Raw genomic sequence first — 17,715 nt, forward strand, 5'->3', positions numbered from 1 at the left:
CTCCCGACCCTTGAAAATACCCCCCGGGGTACTCATGCTACCGTCGAAGACATACCCCCTGGGGTAATTCTTCACTGGAAGGGAGTACCTCGTGTTCTTCGTCGACACGATCGAGGTGCCGGGCCTCGGCAACCGGAGCTATCTCGCCGGCGGTGAGGAGAGCGCGGTGGCGGTCGATCCGCCGCGCGACGTCGACCGGGTGATCGCGGCGGCAGCCCGGCGCGGGGTGCGGATCTCGCAGGTCGTCGAGACGCACGTCCACAACGACTACGTCACCGGTGGCCTGGAGCTGGCCCGGGTCACGGGCGCCGCCTACCGCGTTCCCGGCGGGGCCCGCGTCTCCTTCGCCCGCGTTCCGGTCCGCGACGGCGACCGCACGGAGATCGACACCGACGCCGGCCTGACCCTGCGCGCGCTGGCCACGCCCGGTCACACCCCGCACCACACCTCCTATGTGCTGGAGGAGAACGGCACGGCGGTCGCGGTGTTCACCGGCGGTTCGCTGCTGATCGGCACCGTCGGCCGCCCGGACCTCGTGGAGCCGCGGCTGACGGAACAGCTCGCCCGCGCACAGCACGCCTCCGCGCACAGGCTGGCCGCCATGCTGCCCGAGGAGACGGCGGTGCTGCCCACGCACGGATTCGGCAGCTTCTGCTCGTCCTCCCAGGCGGAGGGCGATGCCACGACCATCGGCAAGGAGAAGGCGTCCAACGAGGCCCTCACCCGGGACGTGGACACCTTCGTCGCCGACCTGCTGGCCGGCCTGGACGACATCCCCGCCTACTACACGCACATGGGCCCGGCCAATGCCGCCGGCCCCGAGCCCGTCGACCTGACGCCGCCCGCCGTCGCGGACGCCGAGGAGATCGCTGCCCGGCTGGCCGCGGGGGAGTGGGTGGTGGACCTGCGCAACCGCGTCGCGTTCGCCGCCGGGCATGTGTCCGGCTCGTTCAACTTCGAGGCCGAAGGGCAGCTCGCCACCTATCTCGCCTGGCTGATCCCGTGGGGCAAGCCGGTCACACTGCTCGCCGGGTCACCCGAGCAACTCGCAGCCGCCCAGCGCGAGCTGGTCCGCGTGGGCATCGACCGCCCGGCCGCCTCGGCCACCGGCGAACCGTCGGCCTGGATGCGCGAGGGCGAGACCCCGGCCACCTTCCCGCGGGCCACGTTCGCCGACCTCGCGCGCCGGCACCCGGCGGAGGGCGTCGTCGTCCTCGACGTCCGGCGTGGCTCGGAACGGGCGGGCGGGCACATCGAGGGCTCGGTCCACATCCCGGTCCACCTGTTGCCCCGCCGCCTCGGCGAGATCCCCGACGGTGAGGTGTGGGTGCACTGCGCCGGCGGAATGCGCGCCGCCATCGCCGCGTCCCTGCTGGACGCCGCAGGCCGGGACGTCGTCGCCGTCGACGACTCCTTCGACGCGGCCGAGCAGGCGGGACTCACCGTCCGGACCCCCTGACGGCGTCGGACGCCACGGACGCCCCACCGACCTTCCGAACCGATACGGGAAACAGGAGCGAGAGACCGAAATGAGCATTCTCCGACGAGGCCGGGGTGGCCCCGGCCGCGTGACCGTCCAGGAGGCAGCCGCGCGCACCGGCCACGGGAACGCCGCCGAAAGAGGCGGCCATGCCGTGCTGCTCGATGTCCGGGAACCCGGCGAATGGGAGGCGGGACACGCCCCCGGGGCCGTGCACCTGCCGCTGTCCTCGCTGGCCGCCGGGGCCGGGCTGCCCGAAGACGCACAGGCACGGCCCCTCGTCGTGATCTGTCGCTCGGGCAACCGCTCCCGGCAGGCCGCCGAACTGCTGGCCGCCCGCGGCTCTCAGACCGTGGACGTGATCGGCGGCATGCGGGACTGGGCCGGAGCGGGCCTGCCCATAGTGGACTCGCACGGCGGGAACGGCACCGTCGCGTGAGCGTTCTCGTACTCGCCCTGGCCGCCGGGGCCGTGATCGGTCTGGCGCTCGGTGCACTCGGGGGCGGCGGCAGCGTGCTGGCCGTCCCCGCCCTGATCTACCTGCTCGGCTTCACTCCGGTCGCCGCCACCACCGCCAGCCTGGTCATCGTCACCCTCATTTCGGTCACCGCGCTGTCCGCGCACGCTCGCGATGGTCAGGTCCGCTGGCGTACCGGGCTGTTGTTCGCGGTGGCCGGGATCGGTCCGGCGATGCTGGGCGGCGCGCTCGCCGGGCGCATCCCGGCCGCCGTACTGACGGCGGCGTTCGGCATGGTGGCGGCGGCCGCCGCGCTCCGCATGCTGCGGACCGGGCCGCCCGCGGACACCGTCGTGCCGGTACGGCCGGGCCGGGCCGCGGCCGCGGGAGCCGGGCTCGGTGCCGTCACCGGTGTCCTCGGCGTCGGCGGCGGTTTCCTCGCCGTACCGGCGCTGGTGGGCGTGCTCGGCCTGCGGATGCGGAACGCGGTCGCCACCAGCCTGCTGGTCATCACCGTCAACTCCCTGGCCGCGCTCCTTGCACGCGCCGACACGCTCGACGGGCTGAACTGGGCGGTCATCGGGCCGTTCGTCGGCGCCGCGATCCTCGGCGCATGGGACGGGAAACGGCTGGCCGCGAAGGTCTCCGGACGCACGCTGCAGCGCGTCTTCGCCCTGGTGCTGCTGGCCGTGGCCGCGTTCATGCTGATCGACGCGGTGGTGTGATGCGCCGAAGCCCACCGGCCCGGGCGCGCCCTACGCCAGGGACAGGAACAGCTTCTCCAGGCGGTCCCGCATCTCCTCGCCGTTCCTGCGGCCGGACTCGATGTCCGTCACGCACTGCTGCAGACCGGTCGCGATGATCGCGAAACCGGCCCGGGCGAGCGCACGGGAGGCGGCGGCGAGCCGGGTGACGACGTCCTCGCAGTCGCGCCCCTCCTCGATCATCCGGATCACGCCCGAGATCTGCCCCTGCGCCCGGCGCAGCCGGTTCAGCACGGCCTTCAGGTCCGCACCCGCGAGCTCCAGTTCCACGATCACTCCTCGAAAAATACCCCTAGGGGTACTCTATGTCCCGGTTCGGGACAGCGTCGAACATGTCGAACATTAAGGACCACACCTGCCATGACCAGTTCTCCTTCTCCCACCCCCGTCACCCTCGGCACCGACCAGGCCCGCACCCGGCTGCACGAGCTCACCGTCATCGATGTGCGCACGCCCGCCGAGTACGCCTCCGGCCACCTGCCCGGCGCCCTGAACATCCCCCTGGACCACATCCGGCGTGCCCTGCCGGAGATCCGGGACGCCGCCGAGCGCGGTGACGTCCTCGTCGTGTGCGCCTCCGGGGCCCGGTCCGAGAACGCCTGCAAGCTGCTGGCCGGGCAGGGCATTCCCACCGCAACGCTCGCCGGCGGCACCGGCGCCTGGGCCGCGGACGGGCACGACCTGCAGCACCCGGCGGCCTGCGACACCCGTGCCGGGTGGAGCATGGAACGCCAGGTCCGTTTCACGGCCGGTGCCGTGGTGCTCCTCGGTCTCCTGCTCGGCCTGCTCGTGCATCCGGCCTTCCAGCTCCTGTCTGCGGGCATCGCCGGTGGCCTGGTCTTCTCCGCGCTCACCGACACGTGCGGCATGGCGGTCGTCCTCGGCAAGCTGCCCCACAACCGCCCCCGCGCGGCCGATCTGGATGCCGCGCTGGCCGCTCTGCGCAGCCGCTGAGCGGTGCGTTCGAGGGCACCCGCGAACTCCGTGGGTGCCCTGGGCGTCAGTTCGCCCGCGCCGAGCCCGCGCACATCAGCGTGGGGATGGAAGAGATCCGGAAGGCCGACGCCGGCTCGGGCCGTGCCTCGGTTCCAGGCAGACGGGCGGCAGCGGGAACCAGCGCATGCACTCGAAGTCGGCCGGCAGTCCGGTGGGGCCGTCGTCCAGGCGGTCGGGGCGAGCGGCGAGCACCTCGCGGGCGCGGCCGAGTTGACCGGACAGTGCCTCCTCTCCCAGTCGGTGGTGGTGGACGCCCGGAGCCGCGATCCGTCCGTCGGCGGTGAAGCGCACGCCGGTCAGCCGCAGCGGCGGGTCGGCGGCACCGGCGCGGTGGTGCCACTGCCCGGTGTGCGGGTCGAAGCGGTAGTCGGGAAGGAGCCGATGGCCTTGCGTGGCGATCAGGTCGACGGCGGCGATGAGGTAGTCGCGGACGATGTCGCTGATGAAGTAGTTGAAGTTGACGCGGGTCCAGCCGGGTTTGATGCCGTCGCAGCCGTGGACCACCTCGTCGAGCAGGGCGTGGGAGGTGGTCGCGTCGATGGCGAGCAGGCGGTGGCCGTACGGTCCGGCGCACGAGCAGCCGCCGCGGGCCTGGACACCGAACAGGTCGTTGAGCAGAGCGACGACGTAGTTGTGGTGCAGGTGGGAGTGGTCGCCGTGGCGGATGCGGAAGGAGATGACGGCCAGCCGCCGGGCGTGGTGGTTGCCGAGGATCTCGATCCGCGGGTTGCTGTCCCAGTGGGCCAGCGCGTGTCGCCAGTGGCGCTCCTCGGCGGCCTGAATGGAGTCGGTGCCCACGGCCTGCTTGAGGGCGAAGGCGAGCCCTGCGCGGATGGATTCGACGATGGCCGGAGTGCCGCCCTCCTCGCGGGCGACCGGGTCGTCGAGGTAGCGGTGGCCGAGGGGGTCGACGAAGGCGACGGTGCCGCCGCCGGGCACGGTGGGCACGTGGTTGTGGACCAGTTCACGGCGTACGACCAGGACCCCCGGAGTCTGCGGGCCGCCGACGAACTTGTGCGGTGACAGGAAGACCGCGTCCTTGTGGTCGACCGCGCCGGGCTCGCTTTCTGCGACCCGGATCGGGACGTACGGGGCGGCGGCCGCGTAGTCCCAGAAGGAGAGCGCGCCGTGCGCGTGCAGCAGCCGGGCGATGCGGTCGGTGTCGGTGAGGATGCCGGTGACGTTGGAGGCGGCGGAGAAGCTGCCGATGCGCAGTGGCCGGCGGGCGTACCTTCGCAGTCCCGCTTCGAGCCGGTCCAGGTCGATGTGGCCGTCCGGGTCCTCGTCGATGACCACGACGTCGGCGATCGACTCACGCCAGGGCAGTTCGTTGGAGTGGTGCTCGTACGGCCCGACGAAGACCACTGGACGCTCGGCCTCGGGCGGCTTCTCCGGACGGCGCAGCTCCAGGATGCCGACCAGTTTGTTCACCGCCGCGGTGGCGCCCGAACCGCAGAAGATCACGAGGTCGTCCTCGGTGCCTCCCAGCGCGTCGCGGATGATCCGGCGGGCGTCCTCGCGCAGCCGGGTCGTCTGCAGGCCGGTGCTGGAGCTCTCCGTATGGGTGTTGCCGTAGCGCGGCAGCACCTGCTCGCGGATGAAGTCCTCGATGAAGTCCAGCGAGCGGCCGGAGGCGGTGTAGTCCGCGTAGACGATCCGCTTCGGGCCGTACGGGCCGTCCAGTACCTCGTCGTCTCCGATGAGCCCGCCCCGGATGCGCTCCAGCAGTGCCGACACGGCCGGCGCCAAGGACGTGCTCATGGCTCCAGCTCGATCGCGATCTCGGGCGGCTGCCGGAGGGTGTTGTGCACCGTGCAGTGCGAGGCCACGGCCAGCAGGGCCGCCCGGCGCTGCTCGGGGAGCTCCGGCGGCGGCACGACCACGACGCGCAGGGAGGCGACACGAGCGGGGCGGTCGGTGGCCGTCGTGAACTCCGCACGGACCCGAAGCCCCGCCTGGCTGAGGCCGTGCCGGTGGAGGTAGCGGCCCGCATAGAACGCGACACAGGTGGCCAGCGACGCCGCGAACAACTCGGTGGGGGTGGGTGCGGTGTCCGTGCCGCCCGCCAGGATGGGCTGGTCGACCTGGATGCGGTGTCCGCGGATGTCCACGGTGTAGGCGTCCCGCTCGACGTGGGTGACCTCGAAACGGTTCACGTCCGTGGACTGCGGCCGGTTCGTGCTGTGCTGCGTGCTGGCGGTCATGGCCGGGCCCTTCTCGCTGGTGCCGACTGCTGCCGGATTCCATTCGACCGCGGAGAGTGTGGCGGATCGAGAGGCCGACGGGGTGCGGCAGGGGCCGTTCGGCCCTCGTGCAGGCTGTCGTGGCAATATACCCTGCAGGGTATTTTATCAGCGGGTTTGCGGCGGGCAAGCGGGCCGTGGGAGGGCAAAGGGGGTTGCTGAAGGCATACCCCGGTGGGTACTGGAGTGAGGACCAGCGGCCCATGTCTCGCTCTCATCTGCCGTATGACAGTGGGGGCATGGGCAAACACATTGTGATCCTCGGCGGCGGAACCGCCGGCACCATGACGGCCAACCGCCTGCAGCGCACGTACGACGAGCGGGATTTCCGGATCACGGTCGTCGACCAGGACGATGACCACGTCTACCAGCCCGGCCTGCTGTTCGTGCCGTTCGGGCTGGCCCAGCCGCACCACCTCGTCCGCTCCCGCCCGCAGCAGCTGAACACCGCCGTCGACTACAAACAGACCCGGATCGAGCGAGTCGACCTGAACGGGCGGACGGTGTACCTCGACGGTGGCATCCGACTGTCCTACGACATCCTCGTGGTCGCCACCGGAGCCCGGCTGCTGCCGGAGGAGACCGAGGGACTGACCGGTCCCGGCTGGGGCGAGAACGTCTTCACCTTCTACGACCTGCCCGGCGCCGTCGGTCTGCGCCATGCGCTGGAGCGCATCGACGGCGGCCGCGTCGTGATCGACGTGGCGGACCTGCCGCTCAAGTGCCCTGTGGCGCCCCTGGAGTTCGCCTTCCTCGCCGACTGGCACTTCCAGCGACGCGGCATCCGCGACAAGGTTCAGCTGACGTACGTCACCCCCCTCGACGCCGCCTTCACCAAGCCGGTCGCCGCGAAGGCGCTGGGTGGTCTGCTGGCGGAGAAGGGCATCGAGCTGGTCACCGAGTTCACGCTCGGCGAGGTCGACGGCCCGGGTGGGCGGCTGGTCTCGTACGACGAACGGGAGGTGCCGTTCGACCTGGCGGTCGTCGTCCCGTTGCACGGCGGCGCGGAGTACGTCGGACGCTCCGAGGGCCTCGGCGACGAGCTGGACTTCGTGCCCGTCGACCCGCGCACCCTCCAGCACTCCGGCCATCCTGAGGTGTTCGCCATCGGGGACGCGGCGGGCGTGCCCGCCTCCAAAGCCGGGTCGGTGGCCCATTTCGAGGGCGAGGTACTGGTGCACAACATCGGCCGCTTCCTCGCCGGGCAGTCGCTGGACGCCTCCTTCGACGGGCATGCCAACTGTTTCGTCGAGACCGGCTTCCACAAGGCGCTGCTGATCGACTTCAACTACGACACCGAGCCGCTGCCCGGCCATTTCCCGGGTCCCGTCGGCCTCCCGCTGCTGAAGGAGTCGCACGCCAACCATCTCGGCAAGCTCGCCTTCGAGTGGCTGTACTGGCACAGCCTGCTGCCCGGCCGGGAGCTGCCCGGCATCGGCTCGGCCATGCCCGAGCACGGCAAGCACCACGCCCACGCCTGAACCCAAGGAGCACCTGCCATGCCCACTGCCACTTACGGCGACACCGCCGTTCCCGTCGACGACGAGGGCTTCTTCATCGACCCCGACCGGTGGAACGAGCCCATGGCCGAGCAGATCGCCCGCGAGGCCGGCATCGAGGCGCTGACCGACCGGCACTGGACGGTCATCCGCTTCATGCGTGCCCAGTACGCGGAGAAGGGCACCGGCCCCACCGTGCGGGTGCTGGGCAAGACCTCCGGCGTCAGTGTCAAGGAGCTCTACCAGCTCTTCCCGAAGGGGCCGGCGAAGACGGCCGCGAAGATCGCCGGCATCCCCAAGCCCCGCGGCTGCATCTGAGAAGGAGCGTGCCCGTCATGGCCGACACCGCCACGATCGAGAAGGTCTCGATCATCGTCTCCAAGGGATCCCTCGAAGGGATCTACCCGGCTCTGATCATGGCCAACGGCGCCCGCGCCGAAGGCATCGAGGCCGACCTGTTCTTCACCTTCTTCGGCCTGGACGCGATCACGAAGAAGCGCTGGGAGCACATCAAGCTGGCCACGGTCGGCAACCCCGGTCTGCACCTGCCGACCCTGCTGGGCGGCATGCCGGGCGTTCCGGATCTCGTCACCCGGTACATGGAACGCAAGATGGACAAGCTCGACATCCCGCCGATCCCCGAGTTCATCGAGATGATCTCCGACACGGGCGCCGGAATCTACGCCTGCAAGGCGTCGGTCGACCTCTTCGAACTCGACAAGGACGACCTCGTCGAGCAGGTCCAGGGCATCATCACCGTCGGCGAGTTCTACGAGCACGCGGCCGGCGGCCAGATCATCTACACGTGAGACGTCCGGCAACCCGGTGCTCTGGCGCCGTCCGGAACTCCTGGGCGACCGGGAGTATCCGCGGATCCTGGAGTGACCCGGGCCGGTGTCGAAGTCAGAAGGAGGGGGAGTCCGTCCGTGACGGGCCTGCGGGCTCGGTACCGCGCTCGGCCAGGCCGGCCTGCAGGAGGAGCAGGCGGGCCAGGTCACGTGCCTCGTCGACGGTGAGCGCCGCCCACACTCCCGGCTCGCCCCCCTGGTCCCGGCCAACGTCCAGGGTGACCCGACTGATGGGCCGGTCCACGGCTGCGAGCCGTAGGCATCGCACGGCGATCCTGCGCCCGCAGGTCGTCACGACAAAGCCGTCCTCGCCCGTAGGGAGTCGGTCAGGTCCTGTCGTCGTCATCGTTCTCACGCTCCTCCGCCGGGTCGGTGACGGTCTCAGGCGGGCGTCTTCCGGGACTCGAATACCCGCCGGGGTATAAGTGGAAGCGTCGCGCAAGGCCGCATTGTTCCCGTGCTCGCGTGCCGCAGGCGGAATCCACCCACGGGCCCGTCCGGCTCGCCGACCACGCCGGCCGGTGGCTGGTGCTCTTCAGCCACCTGGCGGACTTCACCCCGGTGTGCACCACGGAGTTCGTCGCCTTCACCGAACCCGCCGACGAGTTCGCGGCCCGCAACACGGCCCTGCTCGGCAACTCCGTGGACTCCGTGCACAGCCACCTCGCCTGGACCCGCGCGATCGAGGAGAAGCTGGGCGTGCGCGTTCCGCTCCCGATCACCGCCGACCTGGACACCCGCGTCTTGCGCGCCTACGGCGTGCTCCACCCGAACACCTCGAACACCGCCGCCGTACGCGCCGTGTTCGTCATCGACCCGGAGCAGACCGTCCGGGCGGTGCTAGTACTACCCGGCCGTAACTCGGCCTCGCTCAGCGGCGGGGTGTGACCCCGCTGCCGTTCGGTGAGGCACTGGCGCATGCCGCTGGGGCCTTGGAGCTTGTGCTGCGGAGCTGTCTACGTGTCGTGCGGTGAGGGGCCGCCGCCCGGGGCGCGGTGGATCAGACGTCGGCCGGTGCGGGCTGGGCGAGCCAGGCGCCGTAGCCGCCGAGCAGGTCGGAGACGTCGGTGCGGCCTTTGTGCCGCAGCAGGCTGGCGGCGATGGAGGAGCGGTGGCCGCCCGCGCAGTGCACGACGAGGGGCCGGTCGGCCGGGATCTCGTCGATGCGGCGGGCCAGTTCGGCCAGCGGGACGTGCAGGGAGCCCTCGATGAATCCCTCTTCGCGCTCGGCGGTGTTGCGCGCGTCCAGGACGAGCGGGGGTTCGTCGCCGTCGAGCAGCCGGCGCAGTTCCTCGGCGGTCAGCCGGCCGGCCTGCCGCATCTCGTCGGCCAGGGTGACGAACGCGCCCTCGGGTTCGCGCAGGTACCCGCCGACCTTGTCGAAGCCGATCCGCGCGAGCCGGGTGACGATCTCCTCCTCGCGGTCCTGGGGCGCGACCACGACGACTTCCTGCTCGGGGGAGACGACCATGCCGGCCTGTTCGGCGAAGCGTCCGTCGGCGGGGACGTTGACCGAGCCGCGCAGGTGGCCGGCCGCGAAGTCCTGCGGGGAGCGGGCGTCGACGACGACCGCACCGGCCGCGCGGTGCGCCAGGAACTCCTCGGTGGACAGCGGTCGCGGCGCGGCGGCCGCGTCGAACAGGCCGTGCTCCTTGCGGTTGAGGATGGCGTCGTAGACGAAGTAGGCGGGCGCGGACGGCTGTCCCGCGGTGACCAGCTCGACGAACCTCTCCTCGGCCATGGGCCGACAGGCGTAGTTGGTGGCGCGTTGCTCGCCGATGGTGGACTGGCGCTGGGTGGAGAGGTTCTTGCCGCAGGCGGATCCGGCGCCGTGCGCGGGGAAGACGCGGACCGCGTCGGGCAGGGCCATGAGCTTGTTCTGGACGCTGTCGTAGAGCATGCGGCCGAGTTCGTCGGCGGTGGCGCCGAGCGAGGCGAGGAGGTCGGGGCGGCCCACGTCGCCGATGAACAGCGCGTCGCCCGTGAGGACGCCGTAGGGGACGGTGTCGTCGGCGTGCTCGTGGACCAGGATGCTGATCGACTCCGGGGTGTGGCCCGGGGTTTCGAGGACGTGCAGCTGGACGTCGCCGAGGCTGATGCGTTCGCCGTCGGTCAGCTTGCGGATGGGGTACTCGGCCTCGGCGCGCCGGCCGTAGCCGATCCAGGCGCCGGTGCGGTCGGCCAGCTCCAGATGGCCGGCGAGGAAGTCGGCGTGGAAGTGGGTGTTGAGGACGGCCTCGATGGTGAAACCGTGCGTCTCGGCGTCGGTGAGGTATTCGGAGACGTCACGGCGCGGGTCGACGACCACGGCCCTGCCGGTGGTCTCGTCGGCGATCAGGTACGACGCCTGGGAGAGGCAGTCGAGGTAGTACTGGGCGAAGAACATCTTCGGACGACCTCCGTGTCGGAAGTGAATGGGGTTCCGTCTGATACCCGAGGGGGTATATGAAAGGGCCTGGTCCGCCCCGGTTCGGGGCGTGGGGATGGCGGGCCCGGGTCGGGGGACGCCCGGGCCGACCGGTCAGAGACGGCCGGTGAGCATGCCGTGCCAGTACACCGGCGGCAGCGCGTACCGCTTGAACACCCACATGTCCCGCCGCTCCTTGAACGTGTCGATCAGCGGGAAGGTGGGCGTGGGACGCAGGTCGTAGTCGAACTCGGCGAGCAGCATCCGGTCCCGGGCGGTCACCAGTGGGCAGGACGTGTAGCCGTCGTAGCGGTGCGACGGGGACCGGCCGTCCATCACGTCGAGCAGGTTGCCGGCCGCCACCGGTGCCTGCTTGCGCACGGCCGCGCCGGTCTTCGAGGTGGGCAGGTTCGCCACGTCGCCGACCGCGAAGACGTTGTCGTGGTGCGGGTGTTGGAGGGTGTGCCGGTCGGCGGCGATGAAGCCCTGGGGGCTCGCGGGGTCGGCGAGCGGGCTCGCCTTGACCCAGTCGGGTGCGCTCTGCGGCGGAACGGCGTGCAGCAGGTCGTAGGAGACGGTCTCCTTCGTGCCGTTCGTGTGGTCCGCGATCGTCAGCTCGCGGCGGTCGCCGTCGACGGAGGTCATCTCCGAGCGCAGGCGCACCTCGATGCCGTAGCGGGTGGCCACCTTCTCCAGGACCTGCGACCAGGCGGGCACCTTGAACAGGGCCGGATCGGGGATGACGAGGATGACACGGATCCGGTCGAGGACCTTCTGTCTGCGCCAGTGGTCGGCGGCCAGGTAGGCGATCTTCTGTGGGGCGCCGCCGCACTTGAGCGGGCCGGCCGGGTGGGTGAAGACGGCGGTGCCGGAGCGCATCGCCCTGATCAGCTCCCAGGTGCGCGGGGCGTACTCGGGTGCGTAGTTGCTGCTCACCCGGTCGTGGCCGACGGCTTCGGCCAGGCCCGGCACGCCACCCCAGTCGAGTTGCAGTCCCGGTGCCATGACCAGATGGTCGTACGTGATCTCGTCGCCGCCGGAGAGCGTCACCGTACGGGCGCCGGCGTCGACGGCCAGAGCGCGCCGCCGGATCCAGCGCACGCCGTCGGGTATCACGGATCCCTCGGGGCGACGGGAACTGCGCAGGGGTGCCTGGCCGCCGCCGACCAGGGTCCACAAGGGCTGGTACCAGTGGGTGTCGGACGGTTCGATCAAGGTGATGTCGGTGACGCCGGCGCGGCGCAGGCGGGCGGCGACGCTGATTCCGGCGCTGCCGCCGCCGACGACGGCGACGCGGTGGCGGCCGGAGATCGGAGCGTCGGAGGGTGAAGGGGTGGCGGCCAAGGCGGAGCTCCTTCCTGAAGGGCCGGTGTGCGGGTACCGGACGGGGGTCAGGCCGTGTGCTCGTCGGTGTCGAGGGAGTTCATCTGCTCCTGTGTCACTTCGCGAGCACTTCGTTGCCCCCTCAAATACCCCGGGGGGTTTCCTGCTGGCGAGAGTACGGCGGCTCCGAGAGGTGCGTCAAATACCCCAGGGGGTATTTGCCCGCGAGGCAACGTCCGGCGCCGCCCCGGCTCCGCGGAGTGTTCCCGAGCACCGTGTGCCGGCCCTCGACAGGCGGAGGGTGATCCGCGTTCCGCCACCTGGTCCCGAGTCCGCCGGTCACGCGGGCGCGGGTGCCGCGCCACAGCCGGTCGAAGACATGGGTGAGCCCATCGGCGGGGATACCCGGACCGGTGTCGGCCCCCCCTCGACGAGTGCCTCGCCGGTGGTGGCGGAAGCGGTCACGGTGACGGTGTCGCCGGGGCGGCAGTGGCGTGCGGTGTTGCTGAGGAGGTTGCCCAGCGCATGGTGCAGGCGGTCGGCGTCGGCGTACACCGCCAGGGGAGCGGAGCCCGTGCGCGTGCGTACGGTCAGACCGGCGGTGCGCAGTTCGGCCTCGCCGTCGGCCACGGCGGCACGGACCAGGGCGGTCAGTTCCACCTCGGCAGGGTGGAGGGACAGCCGGGCCGATTCGGCGTCCGCCAGACGCCGAGGTCGCCGCCGACGCGGCCCAGCCGCAGGGTCTGGTCGTGGAGGGCGGCCAGCCGGTCCGGGGCGGGGTCGGCGTAGCCGTCGCGCAGCTCCTCGAGCACGGCCTGCAACGCCGCGAGCGGAGTGCGCAGTTCGTGGGCGATGTCGGCGGCGAGCCGGTGGCGCGCCTGCTCGGTGTGGGTGACGTCGTCGGCCATGGCGTCGAAGGCGCGGGCGAGGTCGCCCAGTTCGCCCGGGGCGTCGATCCGGGCGCGGGCGCCGCGGTCTCCGGCGGCGAGCGCGCGGGCGGTGGCCGCGACCCGGACCACGGTTACGACGTCACCGACCCGACCGCCGGGCAGTCGGCAGGGGAGTTCGCCGACACGGCCGTCCAAGCCATCTACGACCGGATGCTGAGGCAGGGAGAGGACAGCCTGGACGCGGCTCTGAAGGCGGGGTGCACGGTCGAGACCGACGGCATCACCGCGCTGACCAAGGCGATGTCCGGACTCACGGCCTCGGACGCCCGCCAGGTGTACACCCACCTGCTCGCCGCCTCGGAGAGGCATCTGGCGGCGTTCGAGCGCGGGTCCGTCCGTCCATAGGGAAACGGTGACCGACCCCGACCGGCGACCCCGACCGGCGACCCCGACCGGCGACCCCGACCGGCGGCCCCGACCGGCGACCCCGACCGGCGGCCCCGACCGGCGACCCCGACCGGCGACGCCGCCCGGCGACCCCGACCGGCGACGCCGCCCGGCGACCCCGACCGGGGCCGGAAGCAGGCGCGCCTCAGTCCCGGCCCCCCTTGTCACTCACCGGCCACACACCGGTCGACCGCTCGACGGCCTTCGCGCCCGTGCGGTCCGCCACGCTGCGGGCCACCGCGAAGAGGGCGCCCTGGACCGCGGCCGCCAGCAGGATCTCTCCCCACCCGCGGTCGCGGTCCAGCGCGTCGGGTGCGTCCTCCTCGTGCCGGATCGCCATCCAGGCCTTGCGGAAGGCGAGTCCCGCCAGCGCCCCGCTCGCCCAGCCCAGCGCGAACCCGAGGGGCTTGTAGGCGAGCGGGAGCTTCAGCTTCGTCTTCTTCTTGTTCCTGGCCACGTGGGTGCCTCCTTCGTCGGTCAGGGCCGCCCGCGCGCCGGCACCTCCTCGGCCGCGGGCACCGGCCCGGGCGGTGTCCCGTCCCCGAACGGCCTGCCGCCGAGCTCCTCCCGGTGGTGCGGCGTCAGCCAGCCGGACAGATCCGGCCCGTGGGGCACGATGCCGGTCGGGTTGATACCGCTGTGCACCTGGTAGTAGTGCCGTTTGATGTGGTCGAAGTCGACAGTGTCACCGAAACCGGGCGTCTGGTAGAGGTCGCGGACGTACGCCCACAGCACCTGTTGCTCCGTCAACTTCCAGCGGTTGCACTTGAAGTGGCCGTGGTACACGGCGTCGAAGCGCACCAGCGTGGTGAACAGCCGGATGTCCGCCTCGGTGATCGTGTCGCCGACCAGATACCGTTGCCCGGACAGCCGCACCGCCAGCAGCTCCAGCCGCCGGAACACGGCCGCGCAGGCGCCCTCGTACTCCTCCTGGTCCGTGGCGAACCCGGCCCGGTACACACCGTTGTTGACGTCCTCGTACACGTCCGCCATCACCGTGTCGATCTCGTCGCGCAGCGCCTCCGGGTACAGATCCGGCGCCCCCTCCCGGTGCAGGCCGGACCACTCGGTGGCCAGGTCGAGGGTGATCTGCTGATAGTCGTTGGTGACCAGCTTGCCGCTGGGTACGTCCACGATCGCGGGGACGCTCACACCGCCGGGGTAACCGGTCTCCCGCCGGTCGTAGGCCTCGCTGAGGTAGCGGATGCCGAGCACCGGGTCCCGGCCGTCGGGGTCCAGGGTGAAGCGCCAGCTGCGGTCGTCCTGGATCGGATCGGCCACGGCCAGCGACAGGGCGTCCTCCAGACCGAGCAGCCGCCGGGAGACCAGCGCACGGCTCGCCCACGGGCAGGCGCGGCTCACCACCAGCCGGTAGCGGCCGCTCGCCACCGGCCGGCCGTCCCGGCCGTCCGCGGTGATCCGGTCGGCGAAGTGCGCCTTGGACCGCTTGAACGCCTTCCGGCCGTACGACTCGTTGCCCCCGACGCTCATGACCGCTCCTCCCTGAGTCACAGCTGTGCCGCACCGGCTGTACTGGCTGTTCTACCGGGTTCCCCGATTTCCGCCGACCGCACGGTGTGAGCCGCGCCGACCGGGGCAGTCGGCGTAGATGAGCAGGCGATCCTCCAGGCGGAAGGCCGACCGCAGGACGCGGGTCACCGTCCTGGTGGCGCTCGTGGCGAACCTGTTGATCGCGGTCGCCGAGGCGGTCGGCGGCCTCGTCGCGCGGTCGCTGCTCGCCGCCGTCGGGATCTTCGTGATGGGCGGCTGCTTCTCGTTCTTCCAGGGCTTCGAGGCGCCGCGCAACGGCGCGGAGGAGGACTTGGACGGCTATGTGGCGGGCATGATCGTGCTCGGCGTCGCCCTCGTCGCGGAGGGGGCCTCACTACTGCGGGCGCTGCACCAGATGCGCAATCAGGGCGGCGCCGCGGCGGGACCGCGTGATCCCGCGCTGCGTACCGTCGTCGCCGAGGACAGCATCGCGGTGCTCGGCTGACCCTGGCGCTCGCCGGGATGGGGGCTGCACATGGGTACCGGGCAGGTCGGGAGGGAGGCGGCCGCCTCGCTCGCGATCGGTGCGCTGCTCGGGTACGTCGCCTACCGGCTGGGCCGTGAGGCACGCGACCGGCTGATCGGGGAGGCCACCGACCCGGAGGTCAGCGGCCGGATCCGGGCGCTGCTCGAGGCGCAGCCGGAGATCGACAGCGTGGAGGCGCCACGCGGCGGTAGCCGCATATTGAATGCACCACCATGAAGACGGGGCTGGAGACGACACTGGTGGCGGCCCGCGTCGACCCGGTGCCCGGTCTGACAGCGAACGCGTCGAGGAGGTCGCCGACCGGATCAAGCGGTCCATCGACGGCGCGATCCCGGAGGCCGACCCGGTCTTCCTTGACATCACCGACCGGCCGGCGCCCGCGGCACGGGAAAGCCCCGCCGCGACGGGGGAGCGCGGCGGGGCCTGACGCACGGGTGCCCGGCGAACAGGGGTTCATGCGTCCCGGAACCAAGAACTTTCCCGGGCCCGTGACAACCCCTGCCCACCCGTCACTCGCTGTCGGTCGGCTCCAGCACGAAGACCGGGATCACGCGGTCCGTCTTCTCCTGGTACTCCGTGTACGGCGGGTACGCGGCGACGGCGCGTTCCCACCACTCGGCCTTCTCCGCGCCGGTGACCTCACGGGCCTTCATGTCCCGCTTCACCGGCCCGTCCTGGAGCTCCACCCGGGGATCGGACTTGACGTTGTGGTACCAGACCGGGTGCTGGGGCGCCCCGCCCAGGGAGGCGACCGCCGCGTACCGTCCCTCGTGCTCGACACGCATCAGCGGCGTCTTGCGGATCTTGCCGCTCTTGGCGCCCCGGGTGGTCAGCAGGATGACGGGCATACCCGTGTCCATCAGGGTCGTGCCCTGCGTTCCGCCGGAGCTCTCGTACAACTCCACCTGCTCACGTACCCACTGGGTGGGGCTGGGTTCGTACTCGCCCTCGAGAGGCATGGCATCGGTCCCATCGTCGTGTACGGGTGCTGACTGCTCCATCCTTCAACACCGGTCCGTTCAGGATTCATCCACCCCCCTCGCATCTCCGCCGCCCCCTCACGCTTACCCGACGGGTAATCGACCTCACCCGGCCGGTCGGGCAGAGTCGGCGTCGTACGACAGCCGCCGGTGCCGACGGAGAGGACCGCCATGACCGTGACCACCGACACGACGACCCGCGCCGTGGTCGAGGAGCTGCTGCGCAGGATCGGCCGGGGCGACCCCGAGCACATCGCCGAGCTGTACGCCGACGACGCCGACTGGAAGCTGAACTGGCCCGAGGACGAGCACGGCCGCACCGCCACCCCCTGGATCCGCCACCGCTCCGGCCGGGCCGACGTGGCCGCCCACTACCGGGAGCTGGCCGCGCACCACGTGCCCGGAGCGGCGGCCACGCAGGTCGAGCGGATCCTGGTCGACGGCACCGACGCCGTGGTGCTGGGCGAGATCCGGCAGACGGCCGCCGCCACCGGACGCCCGTATCGCGCCAGGTTCGCCCTGCACCTCACCGTCGAGGCCGGTCGGGTCGTCCGCCATCACGTGTACGAGGACGACCTCGCCGTCGCCCGGGCCTTCGCGTAGCGGACCGGACACCCACGACGGCTACAGCAGCATCCCCCCCGCCAACGCCAGGATCACCGCACTCGACACCAGCGCCGTCACCAGCCGCCCCCGATCACCCGTCAGTGCCTGTCCCAGCAACGCCCCGCCGCCGGCCAGTGACAGCTGCCAGCTCGCGGACGCGGTGAACGCCGCCAGGACGAACACCCCTTGTTCCAGGGCCGGTAGGGCGACCGTGGCACGGGTGCCGAGGACCAGGGCCGCGAAGTAGATCACGGTGGTGGGGTTGAGGAGGGTGATGCCGAGCAGCGACAGGTAGGCGCGGGCGGGGCTCGGCGGAGGTGGCGTGGTGCGGGTGGCGAGCCGGTGGCGGCGGTACTGCCGTACGGCGGTGACGGCGCCGCGTATCGCAAGCGCCACCAGGACCAGGGCGGAGGCCCAGCGCAGGGGCCCCAGGAGCGGCTGCAGCGCGGCGGCGAGCGCGGCGCCGCCGACCGTGGCCAAGAGGGCGTAGAGCCCGTCGGCGGTCGCGACGCCCAGCGCGGCGCAGACACCGGTGCGCAGGGACGTCCGGGCGGTCAGGGAGACGAGGTAGGTCGCGACCGCGCCGACGGGCACGGCGATGCCGTAGCCCGCGAGCAGTCCCGCGACGAGCGCGGCCGTCACGACGTGGGAAGCGTCGGCCTCCACCGTCGGCCGGGCTGCTGCTGGAACCGCACCGGACGAACGGCGGTGACGGTCAGCGGCAGGGGGAGGGAGAT

The 17,715-nt window shown here is 71.7% G+C and carries 24 protein-coding genes and 2 pseudogenes; 13 read left to right on the top strand and 13 right to left on the bottom strand.

What is annotated here, in order from left to right; all coding sequences use genetic code 11:
• The first annotated feature begins 91 nt into the window (after positions 1-91).
• From AQJ91_RS26060 to AQJ91_RS26070, 3 genes are all read left to right on the top strand, one after another.
• Complete coding sequence (locus AQJ91_RS26060; protein ID WP_067026312.1) at positions 92-1,459, top strand: MBL fold metallo-hydrolase; 1,368 nt, start codon at positions 92-94, stop codon at positions 1,457-1,459.
• A 70-nt stretch (positions 1,460-1,529) separates the two neighbouring features.
• The gene (locus AQJ91_RS26065) at positions 1,530-1,919 is read left to right on the top strand and encodes a rhodanese-like domain-containing protein (protein WP_067026314.1); all 390 of its coding nucleotides are present in this window, start codon (positions 1,530-1,532) and stop codon (positions 1,917-1,919) included.
• The gene (locus tag AQJ91_RS26070; protein WP_067026315.1) at positions 1,916-2,662 is read left to right on the top strand and encodes a sulfite exporter TauE/SafE family protein; all 747 of its coding nucleotides are present in this window, start codon (positions 1,916-1,918) and stop codon (positions 2,660-2,662) included. The genes AQJ91_RS26065 and AQJ91_RS26070 overlap by 4 nt, the downstream gene beginning before the upstream one ends.
• 30 nt (positions 2,663-2,692) lie before the next feature.
• Here AQJ91_RS26070 and AQJ91_RS26075 read toward each other — a convergent pair whose 3' ends face one another.
• On the bottom strand, positions 2,693-2,971 hold the full coding sequence (locus AQJ91_RS26075) for a metal-sensitive transcriptional regulator (RefSeq protein ID WP_067026317.1): 279 nt from the start codon (positions 2,969-2,971) through the stop codon (positions 2,693-2,695).
• Positions 2,972-3,061: 90 nt separating this feature from the next.
• Between AQJ91_RS26075 and AQJ91_RS26080 the strand changes: the two genes are divergently transcribed.
• A complete protein-coding gene (locus tag AQJ91_RS26080; protein ID WP_067026319.1) occupies positions 3,062-3,655 on the top strand; it encodes a rhodanese-like domain-containing protein in 594 nt (197 codons plus the stop codon).
• 75 nt (positions 3,656-3,730) lie between these two features.
• On the opposite strand, the gene AQJ91_RS26085 is transcribed toward AQJ91_RS26080, so the two are convergent.
• Positions 3,731-5,458, bottom strand: coding sequence for an aminotransferase class V-fold PLP-dependent enzyme (locus AQJ91_RS26085; RefSeq protein ID WP_067026321.1), 1,728 nt, complete (start codon positions 5,456-5,458; stop codon positions 3,731-3,733).
• Entirely contained in the window at positions 5,455-5,901 is a 447-nt protein-coding gene (locus AQJ91_RS26090; RefSeq protein ID WP_067026323.1) for an OsmC family protein, read from the bottom strand. The genes AQJ91_RS26085 and AQJ91_RS26090 overlap by 4 nt, the downstream gene beginning before the upstream one ends.
• 278 nt (positions 5,902-6,179) lie before the next feature.
• Between AQJ91_RS26090 and sqr the strand changes: the two genes are divergently transcribed.
• Genes sqr through AQJ91_RS26105 form a run of 3 tightly spaced genes read left to right on the top strand, consistent with a single transcriptional unit; the run spans position 6,180 to position 8,248 of the window.
• Entirely contained in the window at positions 6,180-7,421 is a 1,242-nt protein-coding gene (gene sqr / locus AQJ91_RS26095) for a type III sulfide quinone reductase, selenoprotein subtype (protein WP_067026325.1), read from the top strand.
• Positions 7,422-7,439: 18 nt separating this feature from the next.
• Complete coding sequence (locus tag AQJ91_RS26100) at positions 7,440-7,757, top strand: TusE/DsrC/DsvC family sulfur relay protein (protein WP_067026327.1); 318 nt, start codon at positions 7,440-7,442, stop codon at positions 7,755-7,757.
• A gap of 17 nt (positions 7,758-7,774) precedes the next feature.
• Positions 7,775-8,248: a DsrE/DsrF/DrsH-like family protein gene (locus tag AQJ91_RS26105; protein ID WP_067026329.1), complete on the top strand. Its 474-nt coding sequence runs from the start codon at positions 7,775-7,777 to the stop codon at positions 8,246-8,248.
• Between the two features lie 94 nt (positions 8,249-8,342).
• On the opposite strand, the gene AQJ91_RS26110 is transcribed toward AQJ91_RS26105, so the two are convergent.
• Positions 8,343-8,633 (bottom strand): hypothetical protein, encoded by a 291-nt coding sequence (locus tag AQJ91_RS26110; RefSeq protein ID WP_067026331.1) that lies wholly within the window; start codon positions 8,631-8,633, stop codon positions 8,343-8,345.
• A gap of 119 nt (positions 8,634-8,752) precedes the next feature.
• Here AQJ91_RS26110 and AQJ91_RS26115 point away from each other — a divergent pair, with 119 nt between their 5' ends.
• Entirely contained in the window at positions 8,753-9,175 is a 423-nt protein-coding gene (locus AQJ91_RS26115) for a redoxin domain-containing protein (protein ID WP_079085193.1), read from the top strand.
• A gap of 112 nt (positions 9,176-9,287) precedes the next feature.
• Here AQJ91_RS26115 and AQJ91_RS26120 read toward each other — a convergent pair whose 3' ends face one another.
• The 5 genes and pseudogenes from AQJ91_RS26120 to AQJ91_RS58365 all read right to left on the bottom strand — a co-directional run.
• Entirely contained in the window at positions 9,288-10,673 is a 1,386-nt protein-coding gene (locus AQJ91_RS26120) for a rhodanese-like domain-containing protein (protein WP_067026333.1), read from the bottom strand.
• A 135-nt stretch (positions 10,674-10,808) separates the two neighbouring features.
• Complete coding sequence (locus AQJ91_RS26125; RefSeq protein ID WP_067026335.1) at positions 10,809-12,038, bottom strand: NAD(P)/FAD-dependent oxidoreductase; 1,230 nt, start codon at positions 12,036-12,038, stop codon at positions 10,809-10,811.
• Between the two features lie 318 nt (positions 12,039-12,356).
• On the bottom strand, positions 12,357-12,677 hold the full coding sequence (locus AQJ91_RS55980) for a hypothetical protein (RefSeq protein ID WP_234382931.1): 321 nt from the start codon (positions 12,675-12,677) through the stop codon (positions 12,357-12,359).
• Positions 12,668-12,925, bottom strand: coding sequence for a histidine kinase dimerization/phospho-acceptor domain-containing protein (locus tag AQJ91_RS55985; RefSeq protein WP_324618029.1), 258 nt, complete (start codon positions 12,923-12,925; stop codon positions 12,668-12,670). Before AQJ91_RS55985 ends, AQJ91_RS55980 begins: the two co-directional genes overlap by 10 nt.
• Before the next feature lie 42 nt (positions 12,926-12,967).
• Positions 12,968-13,036, bottom strand: a pseudogene (locus AQJ91_RS58365) (hypothetical protein); the annotation flags it as partial.
• 15 nt (positions 13,037-13,051) lie between these two features.
• Between AQJ91_RS58365 and AQJ91_RS58370 the strand changes: the two are divergent.
• A pseudogene (locus AQJ91_RS58370) lies at positions 13,052-13,312 on the top strand (DUF2202 domain-containing protein); the annotation flags it as partial.
• Positions 13,313-13,499: 187 nt separating this feature from the next.
• Here AQJ91_RS58370 and AQJ91_RS26140 read toward each other — a convergent pair.
• On the bottom strand, positions 13,500-13,811 hold the full coding sequence (locus AQJ91_RS26140) for a DUF4235 domain-containing protein (protein ID WP_067026338.1): 312 nt from the start codon (positions 13,809-13,811) through the stop codon (positions 13,500-13,502).
• Positions 13,812-13,831: 20 nt separating this feature from the next.
• Positions 13,832-14,845, bottom strand: a complete 1,014-nt coding sequence (locus AQJ91_RS26145; protein ID WP_067026339.1) for a glutathione S-transferase family protein — start codon at positions 14,843-14,845, stop codon at positions 13,832-13,834.
• A gap of 118 nt (positions 14,846-14,963) precedes the next feature.
• Between AQJ91_RS26145 and AQJ91_RS58375 the strand changes: the two genes are divergently transcribed.
• Genes AQJ91_RS58375 through AQJ91_RS58385 form a run of 3 tightly spaced genes read left to right on the top strand, consistent with a single transcriptional unit; the run spans position 14,964 to position 15,819 of the window.
• Positions 14,964-15,350, top strand: a complete 387-nt coding sequence (locus AQJ91_RS58375) for a hypothetical protein (RefSeq protein ID WP_407696915.1) — start codon at positions 14,964-14,966, stop codon at positions 15,348-15,350.
• 30 nt (positions 15,351-15,380) lie between these two features.
• Positions 15,381-15,608, top strand: a complete 228-nt coding sequence (locus tag AQJ91_RS58380) for a hypothetical protein (RefSeq protein WP_407696916.1) — start codon at positions 15,381-15,383, stop codon at positions 15,606-15,608.
• Entirely contained in the window at positions 15,595-15,819 is a 225-nt protein-coding gene (locus AQJ91_RS58385) for a hypothetical protein (RefSeq protein ID WP_407696917.1), read from the top strand. The genes AQJ91_RS58380 and AQJ91_RS58385 overlap by 14 nt, the downstream gene beginning before the upstream one ends.
• Before the next feature lie 82 nt (positions 15,820-15,901).
• Here the strand turns inward: AQJ91_RS58385 and AQJ91_RS26155 are convergent, their stop codons facing one another.
• Complete coding sequence (locus tag AQJ91_RS26155; RefSeq protein ID WP_067026559.1) at positions 15,902-16,351, bottom strand: nitroreductase family deazaflavin-dependent oxidoreductase; 450 nt, start codon at positions 16,349-16,351, stop codon at positions 15,902-15,904.
• 192 nt (positions 16,352-16,543) lie between these two features.
• Here AQJ91_RS26155 and AQJ91_RS26160 point away from each other — a divergent pair, with 192 nt between their 5' ends.
• Positions 16,544-16,975, top strand: a complete 432-nt coding sequence (locus tag AQJ91_RS26160) for a nuclear transport factor 2 family protein (protein WP_067026341.1) — start codon at positions 16,544-16,546, stop codon at positions 16,973-16,975.
• A 21-nt stretch (positions 16,976-16,996) separates the two neighbouring features.
• On the opposite strand, the gene AQJ91_RS26165 is transcribed toward AQJ91_RS26160, so the two are convergent.
• Positions 16,997-17,620 (bottom strand): LysE family transporter, encoded by a 624-nt coding sequence (locus AQJ91_RS26165; RefSeq protein ID WP_067026561.1) that lies wholly within the window; start codon positions 17,618-17,620, stop codon positions 16,997-16,999.
• Positions 17,621-17,715 lie beyond the last annotated feature (95 nt).

The sequence above is a fragment of the Streptomyces dysideae genome, from assembly GCF_001514305.1.
Lineage (GTDB): Bacteria > Actinomycetota > Actinomycetes > Streptomycetales > Streptomycetaceae > Streptomyces > Streptomyces dysideae.